This is a genomic window from Sphaerochaeta sp., assembly GCF_050256055.1.
In the GTDB taxonomy this organism is placed as follows: domain Bacteria; phylum Spirochaetota; class Spirochaetia; order Sphaerochaetales; family Sphaerochaetaceae; genus Sphaerochaeta.
Genome location: NZ_JBFWIJ010000027.1, coordinates 25,711 through 44,158, shown reverse-complemented (window position 1 = coordinate 44,158; position 18,448 = coordinate 25,711). Strand labels below are relative to the sequence as shown.

Below are 18,448 nucleotides of genomic sequence, written 5' to 3'. Positions count from 1 at the left end.
CTTCTATCATAGGTTCAAAGAACACTATCGAATGACCCCGGCAGACTTCAGAAAAGACAAGAAAAACCCGAATGCAAAGATCTATCTCATGGGCGATCTCTCAGTCAAAGCTGAGATACCGACGGCGATCCCGATCAATGCAAAGAAGAAGTCAACACCTCAATAGCGCAAGGAAGCTTCATCACAGCCCCTACTCCAACCCATGCTTCTTCATCTTCCTCCAAAGGGTGGAGGGATCTATGCCCAGTTTCTGCGCCGCCTCTCGCTTGTTTCTGCTTGCCTCAAGGGTCTGGATGAGAATTTCCTTTTCGCTGACGAAAGCCGCCGAACTCAGGTTGTTCGGAACCACCGGCCCTTCATCAAGCCGTACCGATTCCTCCAAACACAACCGGACATCCTGTACGTCTGCAATCCCATCATCAAGCAGGACGCACAGCCGCTCGCAAAAATTCTCAAGTTCCCGCACATTGCCGGGCCAAGGATAGCTCTTGATCAGCGCCTTGGATTCCTCGGTAAGCGAAATCGATTCGGTTCCGAACTTCTTCCGGTTCACCTTGATGAAAAATTCGGCAAGTTCGACGATATCATTCGGACGTTCGCGCAGGGGAGGAAGCTTGAGTTTCAGCACATTCAGCCGATAAAACAGGTCCTCCCTGAATTCCCCTCGGTCAACCAGGTCGCGCAGGTTCTTGTTGGATGCACTGATGATCTTGATATCGATCGGAATCACCTGGTCATGGCCAAGGCGCATGATCTCCCGTTCCTGCAGAACGCGCAGCAGTTTGCTCTGCAACGACGGCGAGATGTCGCCGATCTCATCAAGAAAGACCGTACCCCGATGGGCAAGCTCGAACAACCCCGGCTTGCCGCCTTTGGAGGCGCCGGTGAACGCCCCGTCGACATACCCGAACAGCTCACTCTCCAGAAGGTTGTCCGCCAAAGCGGCGCAGTTGATGGCGACAAACGGCTGTTCACGTCGAACACTCGCATTATGGATACTCTGGGCAAACAGTTCCTTCCCAGTCCCTGTCTCACCATAGATGAAGATGTTCGACTCAACCCGGCTGAATTTCTTCGCCATCTTGACCGTCTCAACCAGCCGACTCTCGCCTCCGATGATATCCTTGAACTGATACTTCGCCACCAAGCCTTTCTTGTGCAACTTGGTCCTGATCTGTCCTTCCAGTTCCTGGATCTTGGAAATATTGGTGAAGGTCACCACCGCCCCGGTGTCGCCGGCACACACACAGTTGAATGTGTACAGGTTCTTCTGGATCTGCACCAATTCGCCCAGGATTTTACTCCTGCCCTCGAGCACCGACTGGATGTCAAGCTGGGGAAGCACATCCTTCAGCCGAACCTCCTCTGGTTCATCCTCCAAGCCGTCGAGTACCTTTCTTGCATAATTGTTCGCCGTCGTGATGACGCCTTGGGTATTCACTGAAAGGATCCCCTCGAACGAATAGTCCATGATTCCCTTGAACCGATCGGTCCGTTCCCGCTCCTGACGCATCAGGCGCACCGTACGGATTGCCTCATCGATCGACTGCAACACCGTCTTGCGACCGCTGAGAATCATGGTGGAGTCGATACCCAGACGAGAAGCGATTGAGGTCCCGCTCTTGCCGGCAATGATCGCCGTCGAGCCCTCGCGCTGTGCCTTGAGAATGGTCTCTTCAAGGTCCAGCGGATCGGAAACCTGATAGCTTTGGATCTCGCAGGGGAACACACTCTCGATTTCCTCGATGCCATAGACCGTATTCAGTGGCCCGATGACTGCGATCTTCTTGGGATTGAACTTCTGGATGCACGCATTCAATGCCACCGTGATATCGAAACCCGTCACGGAAATAGGCAATACCGGAACATTGGTCGCCCTCACCCGGTTGGCCGAGTATCCTCGTGCAATCACAATATCGGCATTCTCCAGATCTTCCTTCTTGATCTCCTCGACCGTCTTGGTAAGGATGTTCGCCTGGATTTCCGCCCGATCGGGGTGTTCCCTGAAAATGTCCTCGACAACGTATTTCATCGATTCATAGGGGACGATGAACGAAATGTCAATCATACGGATCCTTCTTTTTCAGCTTGCATAATCGCAATATAGTTTGCATGCGTACAATTGGATTTGCAAGCGAAAAGATGCAGAATCCCCGCCCCCGAGCCAACCAAGCTCGACCACCCTGCTTGGAAAAGGAAACGTACATTCAACCACGCGAAAGAATTAGAAAAAAAATCCGATTGAAGGTGAACCAGCCTGTACCTTGGCACTCTTTTTGCATTGAGGTGAAGGTATCACCAGCATTGCACGTAAGGAGCATCGTCCATGAATTATGACCTGCTGTTTCCCAAATCCGAACAACCCCTGGAACTGGCTATCATCGGAGTGGGAGGATTCAATCATTCCTTGTTCACCTACGGGGTGAGAAACAAGAAGCTCTCCATCCGGGTTTTGTGTGGAAGGAACATCCAACGCTGTATCGATGCCTATCGCTCGGTAGGAGTTGACAGCCGGGACATCATCCACTGTACGGACAAACAGACCGGACTCGAGGCATTCGCAGCAGGAAAATCACTCATATTCGACGACATAGACCTTGCCATGGAAATGCCGTTCGACGTAGTCGTCGAAGGTACGGGAAACCCCGAAGCCTCGGCTTCCTATGCCCTATGCGCCATCCAACACCGCAAACATGTCATTGCCGTAACCAAGGAGTCTGATTCCGTAGTCGGGCCGCTCTTGTCCAAAAAAGCCAGGGAAAACGGGGTCATCTACTCGCTTGCCGAAGGGGACCAGCCTTCGCTACTCATCGGATTGGTTACCTGGGTGCGGAATGCAGGGCTTACCATCCTGGGCATCGGCAAGGCAAGCGAGTATGACTTCATCTACGACAGTGCGGAATCGAGTATCGAGGTACTGGGCAGGAAAGAACACATCCCGCATTTTGCCGAGGTGTGGGACCTCGGGGACGACTATGAGAAAACCGTACAAAAACGCAGCGAGATGCTGGATATGTTCGGCCAACGGGCGATTCCCGACCTTGCGGAAATGTCGATCGTCTGCAATCACCTTCCTGAGTTCGACCCCGACATCGAAGCATTCCACTACCCGATCGCCCGGACCTTGGAAGTAGCGGACCTCATGTGTCCAAAAGACAGGGGAGGGTTGTTCAGCGGGAAATGCAAAATCGATGTCTTCAACTGCCTGCGCCGTACCGACGAACAGAGCATGGAAGGCGGTGAATTTGTCGTCGTCGCCTGTGATGACGAACAAACCTGGCAGGTACTCAAGGGGAAAGGGGTGCCGGTAAGCAGGAACGGCAAGACTGCGATGATCTATTACCCGGCACACTACCTTGGCTTCGAGGCACTGTACAGCGTCTTCTCCGTCGGAATGCTCGGCCTGCCCACAGGAGCGGAGGCCCCGACTCCCCGATACGATCTGGTTGCAAGAGCGAACAGAGACATGCAGCGGGGAACCCAGCTCAAGGCGGTCGGCCATCATCATGTGATCGAAGGATTCGATGGAATCCTCCGCCCGGCAGCGCGAATCGATGCACAGGGGCAACTCCCCTACTACCTGGCTGACGGCATGACGTTGAAAAAGGATGTGAAGGCAGGAGAACTGCTTACTGCGGACATGCTTGAAAAACCGGTGAAGGATTCAATCCTCTGGTCCCTCCGGAGAGAGCAGGATACCGCGTTCCTTTCACCGAAGCCATAGGATGCACCATGAGAAAACTCGGCATACTAGCAGATGATTTTACCGGAGCCACCGATATTGCGGGATTTCTGGCATCCAACGGGATGATGACGATTCAGACCAATGGGGTCCCTTCCCCTGATTTCCACGCAGAAGCCGATTCGTACGTGGTCAGCCTCAAATCGCGTTCGTCGTTGAAAACCGAGGCGGTCAGGGATTCGCTTGCAGCCCTGCAATGGTTGCAGGACCAAGGGTGCAACCAGTTCTACTTCAAATACTGCTCGACCTTCGATTCCACCGAGCAGGGCAACATCGGCCCGGTCACCGATGCCCTGATGCAAGCCCTCGGCACCGACTTGACCGTCATCTGCCCTGCTCTTCCCGTGAATGGAAGGACGGTCTATCGCGGATACCTGTTCGTGTACAACCAACTCTTGCATGAATCGGGTATGCGCAACCACCCGGTCACCCCGATGAAGGACTCAAAACTCTCCCGACTCATGGAAAGCCAATCGAGTGGAAAAGCAGAAACACTGAGCATCGACATCCTGCACCAAGGGGTGGATTCGGTACGCCGATTCCTCACCCAGGCGAAGGAATCGGGGTACCGGTACGTCGTCCTTGATGCAATCCAACAGGATGATCTGGACATCGCAGCACAAGCCTTGCTTGAAATGCCCCTGCTCACCGGTGCATCAGGCCTTGCCGTTTCCCTGGCAAAACACTTTCAAGCTTCTCCCAAACGAAAAACCAAGACGGTTGGAATCGGACGGCCGAAGGTCGCCAAGACGATCGTATTCGCCGGTTCCTGCTCGGAGGCGACCAACAGGCAAGTCAGCGTCTACCTCAACAGTGCCGATGCATTCAAGATCGAGGTGGAGACCCTGCTCAAAGACCGGTCGCATTACCTCGCTAGAGTGGTTGCGTACCTGATTCCCCGCCTTGACGATCCATTCGCACCACTTGTCTATGCCACGGTTCCTCCCGAACAACTGGCACGTACCAAGGAAACATATCCTTCCGGTTTGGTTGAACATGCCATCGAGGAATTCTTCGGAAACCTTGCCGTCGAACTGAAACAGCTGGGAGTGAGGAATTTCATCATTGCAGGAGGAGAAACCTCCGGCAACGTGGTACAGCGGTTGGGTATCAGTGCATTCTCCATCGGACCGCAGATTGATCCTGGGATTCCTTGGGTGAAGGCGGTCGACCAGGAAGTGTATCTGGCCCTCAAGTCAGGAAACTTCGGAGCGGACGATTTCTTCCTCAAGGCACAAAAGGAGATGGTATGAGCGAATCGGAACTGCGAACGAACATGGTCGATCTTTGCCGCTCCCTCTACGACCGGGGATTTACCGTCGGTGGGGCCGGCAACGTCTCGGCCAGAGTGGACGAGCAAACCTTCCTGGCCACCCCAACCGGTGCATGCCTGGGAAGGCTCAAAGCCGAGGAACTGTCCCTGATCGATTCCCAAGGCTGCCTGCTGAGCGGGAAGAAACCCTCCAAGGAGGTGAAGTTCCACCTTGCCCTCTACCAGGATCCGAAGGTGCAGGCGGTGGTCCATCTCCATTCCACTTGGACGACCCGTCTTTCCTGCATCAAGGATTTGGACGAAGAGAACAGTATTCGACCCTTCACCCCCTACTTCGTCATGAAGATCGGCAAGGTTGCCTTGATCCCCTACTGCAAGCCGGGAGATGAGAACCTTGCTCGGGAACTAGGCAAATGGGCTGGCAAACGGAATGCATTCCTGCTGCAGAATCACGGCCCGGTGACCACCGGCGATTCCTTGGAATCGGCAATGGACCTGATGGAGGAATTCGAGGAGACGGCTAAATTGGTCTATCTTCTGAAAGGAGAAACGGTGAAGTACCTGAGCGAACACGAGATCGCTCAATTGATGAACCAATCATAACGAACAAGGAGTATGCACTATGGCAGTCACCACCCGGGCAGCCCTGCTGAAGGGACCCTATGACATTGATCTGATCGAACGAAAATTGGTATGCGGCGAGGATGAAGTAATCGTCAAGAACCACCGCATGGGCATCTGCGGATCGGACAAGCTGTTCTACCGGGGAAAGCTTCCCCCGAAGACGGCGGAATTTCGGCATGCACCGACATTTCCGTTCCCGCTCGGACACGAGAGTGGAGGAACCATCGTCGAGGTCGGTGCGAGGGTATCGGAGTACCAAGTTGGGGACGAGGTGATCGCCTTCGGTTGGAACAACAACTATGCCGATTACTTCCTGTCCAAAACCTGGCAGCTGCAACCGGTCCCCAAGGGTTTGGGCATGGATCTGGCAAGCCTGGGAGAACCGATTTCCTGTGCCATGTATTCAGGCCTCAATTCCCAGGTACAACTCGGGGATACGGTGGTGATCATGGGAGGAGGGTTCGCAGGTCAGATCATCGCCCAGTGCTCCAAGGCCAAAGGAGCCCATAAGGTGATAGTCGTCGACACCCTTGAAGGAAAACTGAGGATTGCCAAAAAGCTGGGAACCGATGTGACGATCAATATCACCAAGGAGGACCCGGTTCAGATCGTCAAGGATTTGACCGGAGGAATCGGCGCCGATGTCGTGGTCGAAGCCGCAGGAAGCGCCGACTCGTTCAATGCAGCCAGCGAGTTGATCAGACACAACGGCAAGTTCGTTTTCTACAGCTGGGTGACCGAACCCATCACGCTGAATATCAGCCGATGGCATGATGACGGGTTGCAATTCATCAACACCTGTCTCGTCCATCATACTTGGCAGGAGCGGTATGTCTGGACGCCCGAGACGTTACGGCCGGTCATTACCGGGCAAATCGACATCAATTCCCTGATAACCCATGAGTTCAAGCTTGAAGAGATCAAGCAGGCCTTCGAACTTGCGGACAAGGATGATACGGCGATCAAGATAACACTCCGCCCCTGAGCTATGCGTTTTCAGCCTTGGAGAACGGCCATTGCATGCATATTTACCTGCAATGGCCGTTTTGTATACAAAATTAGCTACCCCTTTTCGCTGCGCCCAGCAAGAGGGATGCACCAACACCTTCAATGCTTTTGATGCAACGCATGCAACGCAAGATATGCGAAACTGCAATCTTTTTCCAGCTATGCAATACACTCAAGAGATACCGAAAATGTTTGATGCAAGAGTAATTGATTGATAGACTATGAATTATGAAGAAAAATTGTATACATTCCAGTAATTGGCACGCCTTCTGCATTTTGCTTTATGACTGAAAGCATGCGCATGCGCGCTTGTATCAGTCAGACAACAAAAAGGAGAAAGGAATGAAGAAATCTTTGATCATGGTACTTTTGGTACTGATCACGATGAGCATGCTGAACGCTCAGGGAACCACGGAAGCCAAAGGCGCCTATCCCGATCGTCCGGTTGAGTTCGTCGCGCCAGCCAGCGCCGGCGGCGGTACCGATACGTTCTGTCGTCTGATCGTTGATATCATCAACAAGAACAAACTCGTCGACGGCAATGTCGTAGTCGTCAACAAACCCGGTGGTGGCGGTACGGTCGGAGCAGCGTATGCAGCGGACCCCAACCGTGACGGGAACTACACACTGGTTGCCCTCAATGGAGCACAGGTTCTCGGGCTCAGGGCAAGCACGGAAGTCAATGCTGCGGACCTCGTCCCCATTGCAGCACTAGCAATGGACAACGTCCTCTTTGTAGCTGCAACCGATTCTCCCTACAAGAGTTTCGCCGACGTCATTGCCGCTGCAAAGAAGAACCCCGGAGGGATCTCTGTTGGTGTTGCCGACAACCTCGATCGTCTTTGTGTTGAAATGATCAACCAGGAAGCAGGGATCCAGCTCAACGGCGTGTATTTCGATAGCGCCGGAGAAATCTCGAGTGCCATGCTCGGTGGCCATGTCGCGTTCGGTATCATGAATCCCAACGAATGCATCGGTCAGATCCAGGCGAATATGATGGCTGCGTTGGCTTCCTTCTCCGAAACGAGACTTGACGGCGTGTTCGCTTCCGCTCCCACGTTTGCAGAACTGGGGTATCCGAATGTGAAATTCCAGATGTTCCGCGGCATCATGGGCGGTAAGGGCATGACCGAAGAGACGGTGGCCTATTGGTCGAAGGTCTTCGAACAGGTTGCTGCAACCGAACAATGGAAGACGAACTATATCAAGAAGAGTGCGCTTGACGGTACGTACATGGGTGCTGACAAATTCGGACCCTATGCTACCCAAAATTCCGAGCAGCTCTTCCAGATGGGAAAGAAGATCGGGCTGTTCGAGTAAAAGACTGAACAGATACAACGTAATACATGAAGAGGAGAGGCATTTCTCCTCTTCATGAGTGTACCAACAGGACGGCTGTGCTCATGGATATTGTACTCGTAGTCATTGAAATCATCGTTGCGATCGTGTGGATACAGCAAGGTATCGTTCGTTACGATTTTTGGGAAAAAGGAAGGCCCGGCGGAGGATTCGTCCCGGTGGTCTTCGCAATCATTGTTCTGGTAGCCGCTCTGGCAATTCTCATCAAAACGGTGTTCGGCAAGAAGAAAGAAAAGACCGCCGCATTCCAGAGCAGTGCATTCATACCGGTAGCTGCTGCCGTTCTCGGGGGATTCATGCTCCAGGTTGTCGGCATCGCCCTTTCGGTGTTCCTTTTCACCACCATCTGGATGCGGTTCCTCAGTAAATACTCTTGGGTGAAGACACTGTTGACCAGTGCAATATTCACCGCTTTCATCTACGGCATCTTCGGAATGTGGCTTCGTGTCCCGTTCCCCAGAGGCTTTTTGTTTCAGATGTTCTAAAGGAGGGACGGTATGGGTAATTTCAATCTTCTCATGCAAGGATTCGGGACCTCCTTCTCGGTAACGAATGTATTGCTTGCCATTGCAGGTGGATTCATGGGACTGTTCGTCGGGGCAATGCCCGGTATCGGGGCGGTCACGGGCGTGGCCTTGCTGCTTCCCCTTACCTTCAAGATGGATCCTACTTCAGCAATCATCATGCTGGCTGCAATTTACTATGGAAACATGTATGGTGGTGCCTACAGTGCCATCTTGCTCAATATTCCCGGCGATTCGCCTGCAGTCATGACCGCACTGGATGGGTATCCGATGAGCCGGCAGGGAAAAGGCGGTAAAGCGCTGTTTGCCGCGAACATTTCCTCATTCATCGGGGGAACGATCGGAATCGTCACGCTGACATTGTTCGGTCCCTGGCTGGCAAAAGTCGGCTTAAAATTCGGTCCTGCGGAGATTGCAGCATTGATACTCCTCGCCCTGACTTCGATCGGTTGGCTGCTGGGAGAAGATCCGCTCAAAGGGATCGTCGCATCCGCTCTGGGCATCCTCCTTTCAACAGTCGGTATGGACACGATGGCAGGAGGGGTCGGCCGGTATACATTCGGCTCGGTGAACCTCTTGAGCGGTTTCGCCTTTATTCCCTTGGTCATCGGAATGTTCGGGCTTCCCCAAGTCATGGAACTAATGAGCAAACAGGATGAAGGGGATTCGCTGATCACGGGCAAACGGCTTACATTAAAGGAAAGTCTCCTGGATTGGGGCGAATTCAAACGGATTCTTCCCACCATGCTTAAGAGTGCAATCCTCGGCAATTTCGTCGGATTCCTTCCCGGCGCAGGGGGAACCACTGCATCCTTCCTTTCCTATGTCCTGGAAAAGAAGACCGGAAAGAATTCCCTGGAGATGGGCAGTGGTGCCATCGAGGGAGTGGCCGCATCGGAAGCTGCCAACAATGCCGCAGCCGTCGGAGCTTTTGCTCCTCTCCTGACCCTCGGCATTCCCGGTTCGGGTACCACGGCAGTCCTTCTGGGAGGTCTGATGATGTGGGGCCTGCAACCCGGTCCGCTGTTGTTCATCCAGCAGACAGATTTTGTTTGGGGACTCATCAGTTCGATGTACATCGGTAATCTCGCCTGTATCGCCGCCGGTCTGGTGATCATTCCCTTTTTGATGTCGATTTTGAAAATTCCCCGAGGTATCATTGCGCCGATCATCGTCTTCGTATGTATCGTAGGAGCCTATTCGGTGAACAACAATATGTTTGACGTATGGTTCATGATCGGAGCCGGGGTGGTTGCTTATATTATGCAAAAACACCAATACCCGGTTGCCCCGATCCTGCTCGCCTTCGTACTTGCCCCACGGTTTGAACAGGCGATCAGGCGGGCATTCTCGATTTCCAATGGTTCTGCGAAAATCTTCATTGAGAAACCGATCTCCGCAGTGCTGCTGATCGCTACTGCGCTCTTCATATTTGCCCCGATGGTTATGAAGTTGATCAAGAAGAAGCGGGTACATTGATCCAAGCATACTGCTGGATCTGAGAAATAGAGCCTAATCCAAGAAACAGCCGGACTCCAAAAAGTCCGGCTGTTCTGTGTACCAAGAGGAAGGTAATCGTGTCGGTTCCTCACGTTCCAAGCAGTTTTCCGACCAATGAGCGGGACTCGTTCCGGCCCAAGGCCCGCGTTGCCACCGCTGCAATAAGGGCAGCTCCGAACCCCGCCCCATCGTCAACCTCTGCTATGGTGGTGGGCAGTCTGAACGCCCGTCCCAATGCATCCTTGAACAATGGATTCTTCCGGACCGAGCTTCCGGTGGCGATGATGCGTTGCATCTTTGCAAAACGTTCGCCCGATTCGGTGCTGAATTGGTGGAGTTCATCCACGATGCCATCGATGGTCCCGATCACCAGGTTTCCCAAGGTCAGGTTGTCGAGATCAATCCCTCTGATCGAACCCCGTACCGCCGGATCCTTTCTGGACCCATTCAGACGCGTATCGATCTGCAAGGCACCCGGTTTTCCTTCTGTCTGTCCTGTCTGTTTCATCAAGGTAAATACCGCTTCATCACTGATGTCCATGCCTGCACTCCGAATGGTGGAGGCGATGAAACGCTGGACGGTCTCATAGGCTTTGCCTGCCGTCAACGTGGCTCCGACATGCAGGAACCCTTCGCCGAGGAACGGTCTGAGTTCCATGGAAGAAGGGCAATTGGAATCAGTGCTGAACAAGGACAGTTGACCGCTGGTACCCATGCTCACCAAGACCGAATGCTGCCAATCAGAGACCATGCCGAAGAAGCCGGCTTGGTTGTCGCCTACCGGATAGGCGACCGGTATTCCTTCAGGTGTATACCCTGCCAACGCAAATGGTGTGCAAGAATCGAGGAACCGGGGTTCTGTACTCCCGAACACTTCCTGAAGAACGTTGGAATTGAAATGCGAGGCAACAGGATCGAATGCCCCGAATGGGCCGAGACAGCTTGGATCGGACCGGTCGAGGACCGAACCGATCAAACGGCCGGTCACATATTCCAGAATACCGCAGAAACCTGTGGATTCCTCTGGGACTTTCCCCAACCGTCGATTGGCATAATGGGCTAAAAGACCATAGCCTGAGGGAAGCAGCACTCCGGTCTTTTCGTACAGCAAATGTTGGGAATCCACCCCATCGATCGCTTCCATCGCCCTGCGGTCGAGCCAGGTATAGAGAGGAGAAACAGCCTTGCCTGCAGCATCATGATAGACGATGCCGTGCACTTGGCCGGTGACACAAAGAGACCCAATGGGCTGTTTTACCTGCGCGAGCAAACTCCGTACCGCCTGTTCGATCGCCACGGGATCCTGAGCATAGGCATACGATTCCCCTGTTTGGTAACGGACATTGGGAATCGAACGTGAGGAAGGCACGCTTTGTTGCTCGAGGTCCAAGACCACCATCGTGATATTCGTCGTCCCGATATCAAGCCCAATATGTACTGCACCCATCCATCGTTCCTCCGGCTCAGAGTAATCAATAGGAAAAGTATAAAGGACGTATCAGGACAAGGAAAGAGCAGTGAATACTGTATACGCCTGAAAAATCATGCTTTGGAAGTACTTCGATCAGAGACAATCACTCCGAGAAAAAAGCCCTACCGTTCACGCAGCATCCCCGTTCAGAAACACTGCATTAACTCTTCTTCCGGTAGCTGATGATCGCCCAGCTGTTGAAAAGAATCATCAGTACGCCCAAAGGCAGGTATTGTCCCACCAAGTCCGGTATCGTACAGCCTTTGAGATACACCCCCCGAAGCACCTCGATCATATAGCGGAGCGGACTGGCATAACTGATGAGCTTCGCCCATTCGGGCATGCTTGCGATCGGGGTGAACAACCCACTGAGAAAATCAAAGATCATGACAAAAAAGAACATCATGAACATCGCCTGTTGGTAGGTGTTCGCATAGTTGGAAATGATCAAGCCGAAACCGGAAATCGTAAACACGAACAAGAGTGCAGCCAGATAGAGCGCCAAAAGACTGCCGGTTATGGAGAGACCCCAGACGAAAAAGGCAAGAGCCAACATGAATGAGAATACCAGAAACCCGATGACCCAATACGGGATCAACTTTGAAAGGATGAGCGTCAACTTCCTTACTGGGGTCACATTCATACTCTCGATGGTTCCCGACTCCTTCTCCCCGACGATATTGAGTGCGGGCAGGAACCCGGTGATCAAGAGCAGCCCGATGACCATCAGTGCAGGAATCATAAAATCAGGATACAGCAGATACGGATTATACCGATACTGAGGCTCAATGGTAACCAAAGATTTCTGGTTCCCGGGAATCGGTTGGGTTTCCTGAATAAGATCGGCACTGAAATCCTGGATGACCGTCGTCAAATAGGCACTACCCAATCCCCCTTTCGTCCCATTGACCGTGTCAGCGGAAATCAGGACCTCGGGAACGCTACCCTTGCCCAAGTCCTTGGCAAAGCCATAGGGAATCTCCAGAATTGTATCCGCCTTACCAAGCTCCACCATGCCAAGGGCCTCGGAATCGTTGTAGCAATATCCTGCCAATCTGAAATAACCCGAGCTTTCAATCTTTTTCACCAATCGCTCGGAGAGCATACTCTCATCATGATCAACCACCACCAGATTGATGTTCTTGATATCAAAATTGGCGGCAAACGGCAACACCAGCAGGATCATCAACGGAAACATGAGGACCATCCTGGGAAGAAATGGATTACGCCTGATTTGCAGGAACTCTTTCTGGACAAGGTATCGCAACATAACTACTCCAATCTGGGCTTGAACTTCTTGAGACTGATCACCAGCAACACCGCCGCCATGCAAGCCAGTACCGAAAGCTCGGTGATGATCGAGCCGAACCCAAGCCCCTTGATCATAATCTTCCGCATCGCCGACACATACCACCGGGCCGGGATGATATGTGAAACCAACCTGAGCAGAAGCGGCATGGATTCAATGGGAAACATCATCCCCGAAAGCAACATGACCGGCAGCATCAACCCCATGCCGGAAACCAGCAAGGCGACAAGCTGTGAATTGGCAATGGTGGAAATCATGACACCAAGCAACAATCCCACGAAAATATAGAGAAGCGAAACAGCTATAAGTGCGATCCAACTTCCCCGCACAGGAACGCCCAACACCGCCATGGACATGGCCAAACTGGTCAGCAAATTCAAGCAGGACAGGACAAAATACGGAATCGTTTTTGCCAGGATGATGGCCACCGGCTGCATGGGAGAGGAGAGCAGGATCTCCATGGTACCCGACTCTTTTTCCCGGGCGATGGAAATGGAAGTCATCATAGCACAGATCAAAAGCAGAATCATACCGAGTACACCCGGGACGAAATTGTAGGCACCCTTCATCGCAGGGTTGTACAACAATCGGGTCTCCACACCGATGGACGGTGTATGTTGGATCGTCAGGTTCCGCTGCTGAGCCCATTCCAACATGATCGCACTCGCATAGTTGGTCAGGGTTTTGGCCGTATTGGGATCACTGCCGTCGGTGATGACGGCGACCGAAGCGGCCCCTGTTCTCATGCGGTCGGATGCAAAATGAGAAGGAAACACCACCACCAAACCCGCCCTACCTTGCCGGAGTGCCGTATCGATCGACTGTTCGTCGGGAAGGTATCCTCCAAAGGTAAAATAGACACTTTGGGAAAGGGTCTGAACCAACTCGGTCGTGGAGGCATCACGTTCGGGGGCTACCACCATGAATGTCGTTCCCTTGACCTCCGTCGTCATGGCAAATCCGATGAGAATCAGCATGATGATCGGGGTGACCAACAAAATGATCAGCGTCCATCGGTCACGCAGGATATGGTGGAACTCCTTCTGTACGAAGGCGGAAAGTGCATGCATCAGTCAGCCGTCCTTGTCGCTCTGCGGGCGATCATCTGAAACACCTCATCCATGGAAGAAACTCCATACTGCGCCTTCAAGGCATGGGGGGAATCGAGTGCTTCGATCCGACCATCAACCATGATGGAAACTCGGTTGCAGTATTCAGCCTCATCCATATAGTGCGTAGTCACAAACACTGTTATCCCCTGTTCAGAGGCCGCGTAAATCATCTCCCAGAATCGTCGACGTGCAGCAGGGTCCACCCCGCCGGTCGGTTCATCGAGGAATACAATTTTCGGATTGTGAAAAATGGACACGGAGAACGCGAGTTTCTGCTTCCATCCCAAAGGGAGGCGGGAGACCAAGCTGTCCTTCTCCTCTTCCAGGTGCAGCTCTTCCAGCAGGCGGTCCCGCTTTTCTTTGATTACCTTTGCATCCATCCCATAGATACCTCCGAACAACCGGATATTTTCGGAAACAGTCAAATCACCATACAACGCAAAACGCTGACTCATGTACCCGATATTGGCTTTGACCTTTTCACTTTGTTTCTTGATATCGAACCCGGCAACCAAGGCCCTTCCGTCGGTGGGTTTCAACAATCCGGTGAGCATCCGCATCGCCGTTGTCTTCCCTGCCCCGTTCGCCCCGAGAAAGCCGAAAATCTCCCCTTCGGCCACCTCGAAATCGATATGGTCGACCGCGGTGAATGATCCGAATTTCTTGGTCAGATCGCTGGCGGTGATGGCATTCATCGATGCGCTCCTTTTGTAGAAAGCGAGAGAAACCGGTCCTCGATGGTCGGCTTGATCGGTTTTACCGATACGCCTGTCTGGTCATGGCTTTCCAACCAACGGGCCAGTACATCCTTGTTGATCGCACCGGATGCGGTGCTGAAATGGATGGAACTTCCAAAGGAAAAACAGGAATGCATGCTCGGATGCGACTTCAACAGGACGAGCAACGAATGCAGAGAGTCCCCTGTAACCGACCACAGATCATCAAGGTAATTAGCTGAAAGCTGGCTCGGAGTACCGGTCTCCAGAATGGTTCCGTCATCTATCAAAGCGATGCGGTTGCACAAAGCGGCTTCATCCATATAAGGGGTGGAAACCAGGATGGAAATACCTTCCCGATTGAAACGGCTCACCATGGTCCAGAATTCCTTGCGGGAAACCGGATCAACCCCGGTTGTCGGCTCATCCAGGAACAGAATGTCAGGACGGTGAACCAATGCACAGCAGAGTGCCAGCTTCTGCTTCATTCCGCCAGACAGGGCACCCGCCCTTCGGCTGCCAAACGGCTCCAGCTGAACCCAGATTTCCTTGATCAAATCATAGTTTTCCTCGACGGTGGTATTGAAGACCGTCGCGAAGAAATCAAGGTTTTCACGAACACTCAGATCCTGATACAGAGAAAACCGACCGGGCATATAGCCGATGATCTTCCGTATCTTCCGATACTCGGAGACAACGTCGAATCCCCCGACGGTTGCCGATCCTCCATCGGGGAGAACCAAGGTGGTCAGGATCCGAAACAACGAAGTTTTTCCGCTTCCATCGGAACCGATCAAGCCGAAGATTTCACCTTGCTCCACCATTAGGTCCACCCCTTTGAGGGCATGAACCTTGCCATAGTGTTTCTCAATCCCCTCAGTTTTTACTGCAAACCGGGTCATACTCACTTGCCCTCTACGATTGCGCCATACATGCCCAGTTTCAGGTATCCGTCATTGACCAACGACACCTTGATTGCATACACCAAGGTAGCGCGTTCATCCCGCGTCTGGACCGTCTTCGGGGTAAATTCCGCTTTCTCGGAGATCCAGGAGAGAGTTCCTGTATAGAATTTCTTTTCTGATGCACCGTAATCAACGGCAACCGTAACGGTATCTCCGAGCTTGAAGGTAGTCAGTTGGTCGGCGCTTATATACGCTCGTAGATACACATGCTCCAAGTCGGCGACCGTGAACAGGGCCCGTCCGATCGAAGTAAACTCTCCTGCTAGTGCATAGGAGGTGAGCAATACCCCGTCGATCGGGCTGGTGATGGTGCATTTTGCAATCTGATCATCCAATTGTGCAATCTGGAACGACAGGGATGCGAGCTCACTTTCAATGCTTTGCACGCTTTGTTCGAGCGACAGGCGCTGGGCTGCCAGTTGCGAACTCATCGTCCGAACCTGGGCATTGATGTCATCCAGTTGTTTTTGGCTGGCAGCATCAGCTTTGAACAGCCGGGTAATACGTTCCTGTTCGGTTTTAGCTGTAGCCAGCTGGTCTTGCAACGGTGCAAGCTGAACCTGCACATCCGGTTTCTGACTTTCCACCCGCTTCTGGGAAGCAAGCAGTTGCTTGCGCTGCAGCAACAACTGCTGATGATCGATTTCCCCGAGAACCTGACCTTTGGCGACAAGGCTTCCTTCCACCGCTTCGAAGGAAACGATCCGGCCATTGCCTTCAGCACTGACGATGACTTGGTTCGCCTCCAGACTCCCCTCGGCTATCGTCGTCTCCTCATTGTTCGTACACGAGACCAACGTCAGTGCCATCATCAGCACAATTGCTAGTTGCTTCATTTTTGGATATCTCCCTTGCCTATGATGAGGTTGAGCTCGCTTTGGGCCAGCAGCAACTGCACCTCATGGTGCGCTTTTGTAATTTCTGCCAAGGCAACTTCCTGCAGCTCCTGTATCAAATCCGATACTGAGCGTGCCCCATTTGCAATCTTTGCCTCATCTGCATCCTTGATCGAACGTTTGAGCGCAATGATCTGGTCATCAATCGCCAGTTGTTGCTGCAGTGCCTCGATCTCATTGCGCTTCTGCTTGAGTTTGATTCCCTCGTCAAGATTGAATTGCTCTTGTTGCACCAAAACCTGTTGCTTGGAAGCATCCAATTTTTCCTTGTTGGCGGCATAGGTGTAGTAAGGATCCAACGAAAACGACCCCTTGACCCCTGCGATCCACCAAAAAGAAGGATCGGTATTGAGCATATTCAGTCCAGGTTGGCTGTACCCAACTTGTGCGAAAACGCTGAGTTTGGGATACAGGCTGGAATCCAAAGCCTGTTTCTGTGCATCCACCGCATCCAGCTGCGCTTGATAGAGGGCATACTCCTTTCTCCCAGCTGACAGGTTCTCTTCGGAGAGGATTGGGATCTGCGGAGTAACAAGGTGGGTGTCATTACCAAGCTTGAGACCGGTCATCTGGGAAAGCGCATAGAGAGCACTCGCCCGCTTCATCTGCAGGTCCTGCAATTGCGATTGCACAGTAAGCTTCTCTATGGTGATGGCATCGACATCCGATTGCGTAACCAGGCCATTTTCCCGATAGGCTTCAAGTTTGGCATGCGTGTCGCTCAGTTCCTGCTGCATGAGGGTGACTTGCTCCTGTTGGCTTTCCAGAAACAGAACGGTGAAATAGGTTTCCCGCACTGCTCGCTTCACCGCCTCCAGGCTTACTGCAAGTTTGCTTTGTGCGACCGCGGATGCAGCAAGTGCTCCTTTCTTTTGCGCAGATACCGCCCCTCCATCGAACACGAGCTGGTTCACTTCCCCCACCACTTGGTATTGGTTCAGATTTCCATTCAGGGTGAGTCCTCCTGGAATACTGACCGAGGTGGCGTCCGATTGCCTGCTCGCCTTTGCCGCCACATTCACATGAGGCAGGTATTGCGCTTGCGCATTCGCCGCATCGGCTGCTTCCATGATGCTGATAAGCTGTGCTTGCTTGGCCAACGGGTAATGAATTGCTGTCTGGTCTTCGCACTGTTGCAGGGTAATATCCTCTCCTGCCAGCGGCAGGGCCAACGTGACGGTAAAGAATAGAAGCAGCAGTACTTGTGTATTGATTCGGTTTTTCATCGTAGGTTCCTCAAGGCAGTAGGCTTGTCACGAGTATGCGAGCATGTTCCTTTCCTCGTTGTTGCAACAGGGAACGCACATCGGCATCACCCAGATCCATGATGTTCTCCAAGATCGGGGGAAACAGGAAAACACCGAGGTTCAGGGAAGCCATACTCAACAAGATGTCAAAGAGCGTTGTATTTCTGACGCGGCCTTCTGCAATTTCAACAGCAAGTTCATGTTCCAGTACGGGTATGATGGCATGCAGGCTCTGTTTTGCGATGCTCTTGATCGCTTCCATTTGTTTCGGATTAGTCCCAATTTCGTTCAAAATGAAGAAGGGTACTTTCGCATGCTGCAGCAGTATCTGGAAATGACTTTCGGCCAGTATCCTGATTTTTTCCAGAAATGGAATATTCTTCTCAAGTGGTTCCTTCACCAAGGAGAAGAAGATTATCGCATTTTTCTCAAAGATCGCCTGAAAGAGTTTTTCCTTGCTGCGAAAGTAATAATTGATGAGGGATTGGTTGCATCCCACTTCCCGGGCTATATCGGTTGTCGAGGTAAGGGCGTACCCTCGTTCCACGAACAACCGTTCCGCCGTCTCTATGATGGTTTGTTCCATCCCAGAATCAGTCATATCGTTGTTCCACCTATTTAATAGACTTATTAAATAATCCATTCAATCTTGTCAAGCGATTTGGGAAAAGAAACACAGAGAAGCAACAAACTAGGGGGAAT

The 18,448-nt window shown here is 52.4% G+C and carries 16 protein-coding genes; 7 read left to right on the top strand and 9 right to left on the bottom strand.

Annotation, left to right across the window (positions count from 1 at the left end; translation table 11 throughout):
- Positions 1 to 190: 190 nt before the first annotated feature.
- The gene (locus AB7C91_RS10925; RefSeq protein WP_332446151.1) at positions 191 to 2,068 is read right to left on the bottom strand and encodes a sigma 54-interacting transcriptional regulator; all 1,878 of its coding nucleotides are present in this window, start codon (positions 2,066 to 2,068) and stop codon (positions 191 to 193) included.
- 258 nt (positions 2,069 to 2,326) lie between these two features.
- On the opposite strand from AB7C91_RS10925, the gene AB7C91_RS10920 reads away from it, so the two are divergent.
- The 7 genes from AB7C91_RS10920 to AB7C91_RS10890 all read left to right on the top strand — a co-directional run bounded on the left by AB7C91_RS10920 (position 2,327) and on the right by AB7C91_RS10890 (position 10,009).
- Positions 2,327 to 3,724 carry an NAD(P)H-dependent oxidoreductase gene (locus AB7C91_RS10920; RefSeq protein WP_428591358.1) on the top strand — a complete coding sequence of 466 codons (1,398 nt, stop codon included), beginning with the start codon at positions 2,327 to 2,329 and terminating at the stop codon, positions 3,722 to 3,724.
- Between the two features lie 8 nt (positions 3,725 to 3,732).
- Positions 3,733 to 4,995 (top strand): 3-oxo-tetronate kinase, encoded by a 1,263-nt coding sequence (gene otnK, locus AB7C91_RS10915; protein WP_428591355.1) that lies wholly within the window; start codon positions 3,733 to 3,735, stop codon positions 4,993 to 4,995.
- Positions 4,992 to 5,618, top strand: coding sequence for an aldolase (locus tag AB7C91_RS10910; protein WP_332446154.1), 627 nt, complete (start codon positions 4,992 to 4,994; stop codon positions 5,616 to 5,618). The genes otnK and AB7C91_RS10910 overlap by 4 nt, the downstream gene beginning before the upstream one ends.
- A 19-nt stretch (positions 5,619 to 5,637) precedes the next feature.
- Positions 5,638 to 6,624 carry a zinc-dependent alcohol dehydrogenase gene (locus AB7C91_RS10905; RefSeq protein WP_428591352.1) on the top strand — a complete coding sequence of 329 codons (987 nt, stop codon included), beginning with the start codon at positions 5,638 to 5,640 and terminating at the stop codon, positions 6,622 to 6,624.
- Between the two features lie 365 nt (positions 6,625 to 6,989).
- The gene (locus tag AB7C91_RS10900) at positions 6,990 to 7,967 is read left to right on the top strand and encodes a tripartite tricarboxylate transporter substrate binding protein (protein ID WP_428591349.1); all 978 of its coding nucleotides are present in this window, start codon (positions 6,990 to 6,992) and stop codon (positions 7,965 to 7,967) included.
- Positions 7,968 to 8,050: 83 nt separating this feature from the next.
- Complete coding sequence (locus AB7C91_RS10895; RefSeq protein ID WP_332446157.1) at positions 8,051 to 8,491, top strand: tripartite tricarboxylate transporter TctB family protein; 441 nt, start codon at positions 8,051 to 8,053, stop codon at positions 8,489 to 8,491.
- Positions 8,492 to 8,503: 12 nt separating this feature from the next.
- Positions 8,504 to 10,009: a tripartite tricarboxylate transporter permease gene (locus tag AB7C91_RS10890; protein ID WP_332446158.1), complete on the top strand. Its 1,506-nt coding sequence runs from the start codon at positions 8,504 to 8,506 to the stop codon at positions 10,007 to 10,009.
- A 109-nt stretch (positions 10,010 to 10,118) separates the two neighbouring features.
- Here the strand turns inward: AB7C91_RS10890 and AB7C91_RS10885 are convergent, their stop codons facing one another.
- From AB7C91_RS10885 to AB7C91_RS10850, 8 genes are all read right to left on the bottom strand, one after another.
- Positions 10,119 to 11,477 carry a sedoheptulokinase gene (locus AB7C91_RS10885; RefSeq protein ID WP_332446159.1) on the bottom strand — a complete coding sequence of 453 codons (1,359 nt, stop codon included), beginning with the start codon at positions 11,475 to 11,477 and terminating at the stop codon, positions 10,119 to 10,121.
- Positions 11,478 to 11,661: 184 nt separating this feature from the next.
- Positions 11,662 to 12,771, bottom strand: coding sequence for an ABC transporter permease (locus AB7C91_RS10880; RefSeq protein WP_332446160.1), 1,110 nt, complete (start codon positions 12,769 to 12,771; stop codon positions 11,662 to 11,664).
- 2 nt (positions 12,772 to 12,773) lie between these two features.
- Positions 12,774 to 13,880: an ABC transporter permease gene (locus AB7C91_RS10875; RefSeq protein WP_332446161.1), complete on the bottom strand. Its 1,107-nt coding sequence runs from the start codon at positions 13,878 to 13,880 to the stop codon at positions 12,774 to 12,776.
- A complete protein-coding gene (locus AB7C91_RS10870) occupies positions 13,880 to 14,617 on the bottom strand; it encodes an ABC transporter ATP-binding protein (RefSeq protein WP_428591343.1) in 738 nt (245 codons plus the stop codon). The genes AB7C91_RS10875 and AB7C91_RS10870 overlap by 1 nt, the downstream gene beginning before the upstream one ends.
- Complete coding sequence (locus AB7C91_RS10865) at positions 14,614 to 15,540, bottom strand: ABC transporter ATP-binding protein (RefSeq protein ID WP_428591340.1); 927 nt, start codon at positions 15,538 to 15,540, stop codon at positions 14,614 to 14,616. The genes AB7C91_RS10870 and AB7C91_RS10865 overlap by 4 nt, the downstream gene beginning before the upstream one ends.
- 2 nt (positions 15,541 to 15,542) lie before the next feature.
- Complete coding sequence (locus tag AB7C91_RS10860; RefSeq protein ID WP_428591337.1) at positions 15,543 to 16,439, bottom strand: HlyD family secretion protein; 897 nt, start codon at positions 16,437 to 16,439, stop codon at positions 15,543 to 15,545.
- Positions 16,436 to 17,725 (bottom strand): TolC family protein, encoded by a 1,290-nt coding sequence (locus tag AB7C91_RS10855; RefSeq protein WP_428591333.1) that lies wholly within the window; start codon positions 17,723 to 17,725, stop codon positions 16,436 to 16,438. The genes AB7C91_RS10860 and AB7C91_RS10855 overlap by 4 nt, the downstream gene beginning before the upstream one ends.
- A 10-nt stretch (positions 17,726 to 17,735) precedes the next feature.
- Positions 17,736 to 18,347 carry a TetR/AcrR family transcriptional regulator gene (locus AB7C91_RS10850; RefSeq protein WP_332446410.1) on the bottom strand — a complete coding sequence of 204 codons (612 nt, stop codon included), beginning with the start codon at positions 18,345 to 18,347 and terminating at the stop codon, positions 17,736 to 17,738.
- Between the last annotated feature and the right edge of the window lie 101 nt (positions 18,348 to 18,448).

Bases quoted from the DNA above. Each gene is read 5' to 3' on its own strand.
- AB7C91_RS10860 (WP_428591337.1), bottom strand. From the start codon at position 16,439: ATGAAGCAACTAGCAATTGTGCTGATGATGGCACTGACGTTGGTCTCG.
- AB7C91_RS10925 (WP_332446151.1), bottom strand. From the start codon at position 2,068: ATGATTGACATTTCGTTCATCGTCCCCTATGAATCGATGAAATACGTT.
- AB7C91_RS10850 (WP_332446410.1), bottom strand. From the start codon at position 18,347: ATGACTGATTCTGGGATGGAACAAACCATCATAGAGACGGCGGAACGG.
- AB7C91_RS10885 (WP_332446159.1), bottom strand. From the start codon at position 11,477: ATGGGTGCAGTACATATTGGGCTTGATATCGGGACGACGAATATCACG.
- AB7C91_RS10905 (WP_428591352.1), top strand. From the start codon at position 5,638: ATGGCAGTCACCACCCGGGCAGCCCTGCTGAAGGGACCCTATGACATT.
- AB7C91_RS10890 (WP_332446158.1), top strand. From the start codon at position 8,504: ATGGGTAATTTCAATCTTCTCATGCAAGGATTCGGGACCTCCTTCTCG.
- AB7C91_RS10870 (WP_428591343.1), bottom strand. From the start codon at position 14,617: ATGAATGCCATCACCGCCAGCGATCTGACCAAGAAATTCGGATCATTC.
- AB7C91_RS10880 (WP_332446160.1), bottom strand. From the start codon at position 12,771: ATGTTGCGATACCTTGTCCAGAAAGAGTTCCTGCAAATCAGGCGTAAT.
- AB7C91_RS10895 (WP_332446157.1), top strand. From the start codon at position 8,051: ATGGATATTGTACTCGTAGTCATTGAAATCATCGTTGCGATCGTGTGG.
- AB7C91_RS10920 (WP_428591358.1), top strand. From the start codon at position 2,327: ATGAATTATGACCTGCTGTTTCCCAAATCCGAACAACCCCTGGAACTG.
- AB7C91_RS10910 (WP_332446154.1), top strand. From the start codon at position 4,992: ATGAGCGAATCGGAACTGCGAACGAACATGGTCGATCTTTGCCGCTCC.
- AB7C91_RS10865 (WP_428591340.1), bottom strand. From the start codon at position 15,540: ATGACCCGGTTTGCAGTAAAAACTGAGGGGATTGAGAAACACTATGGC.
- AB7C91_RS10875 (WP_332446161.1), bottom strand. From the start codon at position 13,880: ATGCATGCACTTTCCGCCTTCGTACAGAAGGAGTTCCACCATATCCTG.
- AB7C91_RS10900 (WP_428591349.1), top strand. From the start codon at position 6,990: ATGAAGAAATCTTTGATCATGGTACTTTTGGTACTGATCACGATGAGC.
- AB7C91_RS10855 (WP_428591333.1), bottom strand. From the start codon at position 17,725: ATGAAAAACCGAATCAATACACAAGTACTGCTGCTTCTATTCTTTACC.
- otnK (WP_428591355.1), top strand. From the start codon at position 3,733: ATGAGAAAACTCGGCATACTAGCAGATGATTTTACCGGAGCCACCGAT.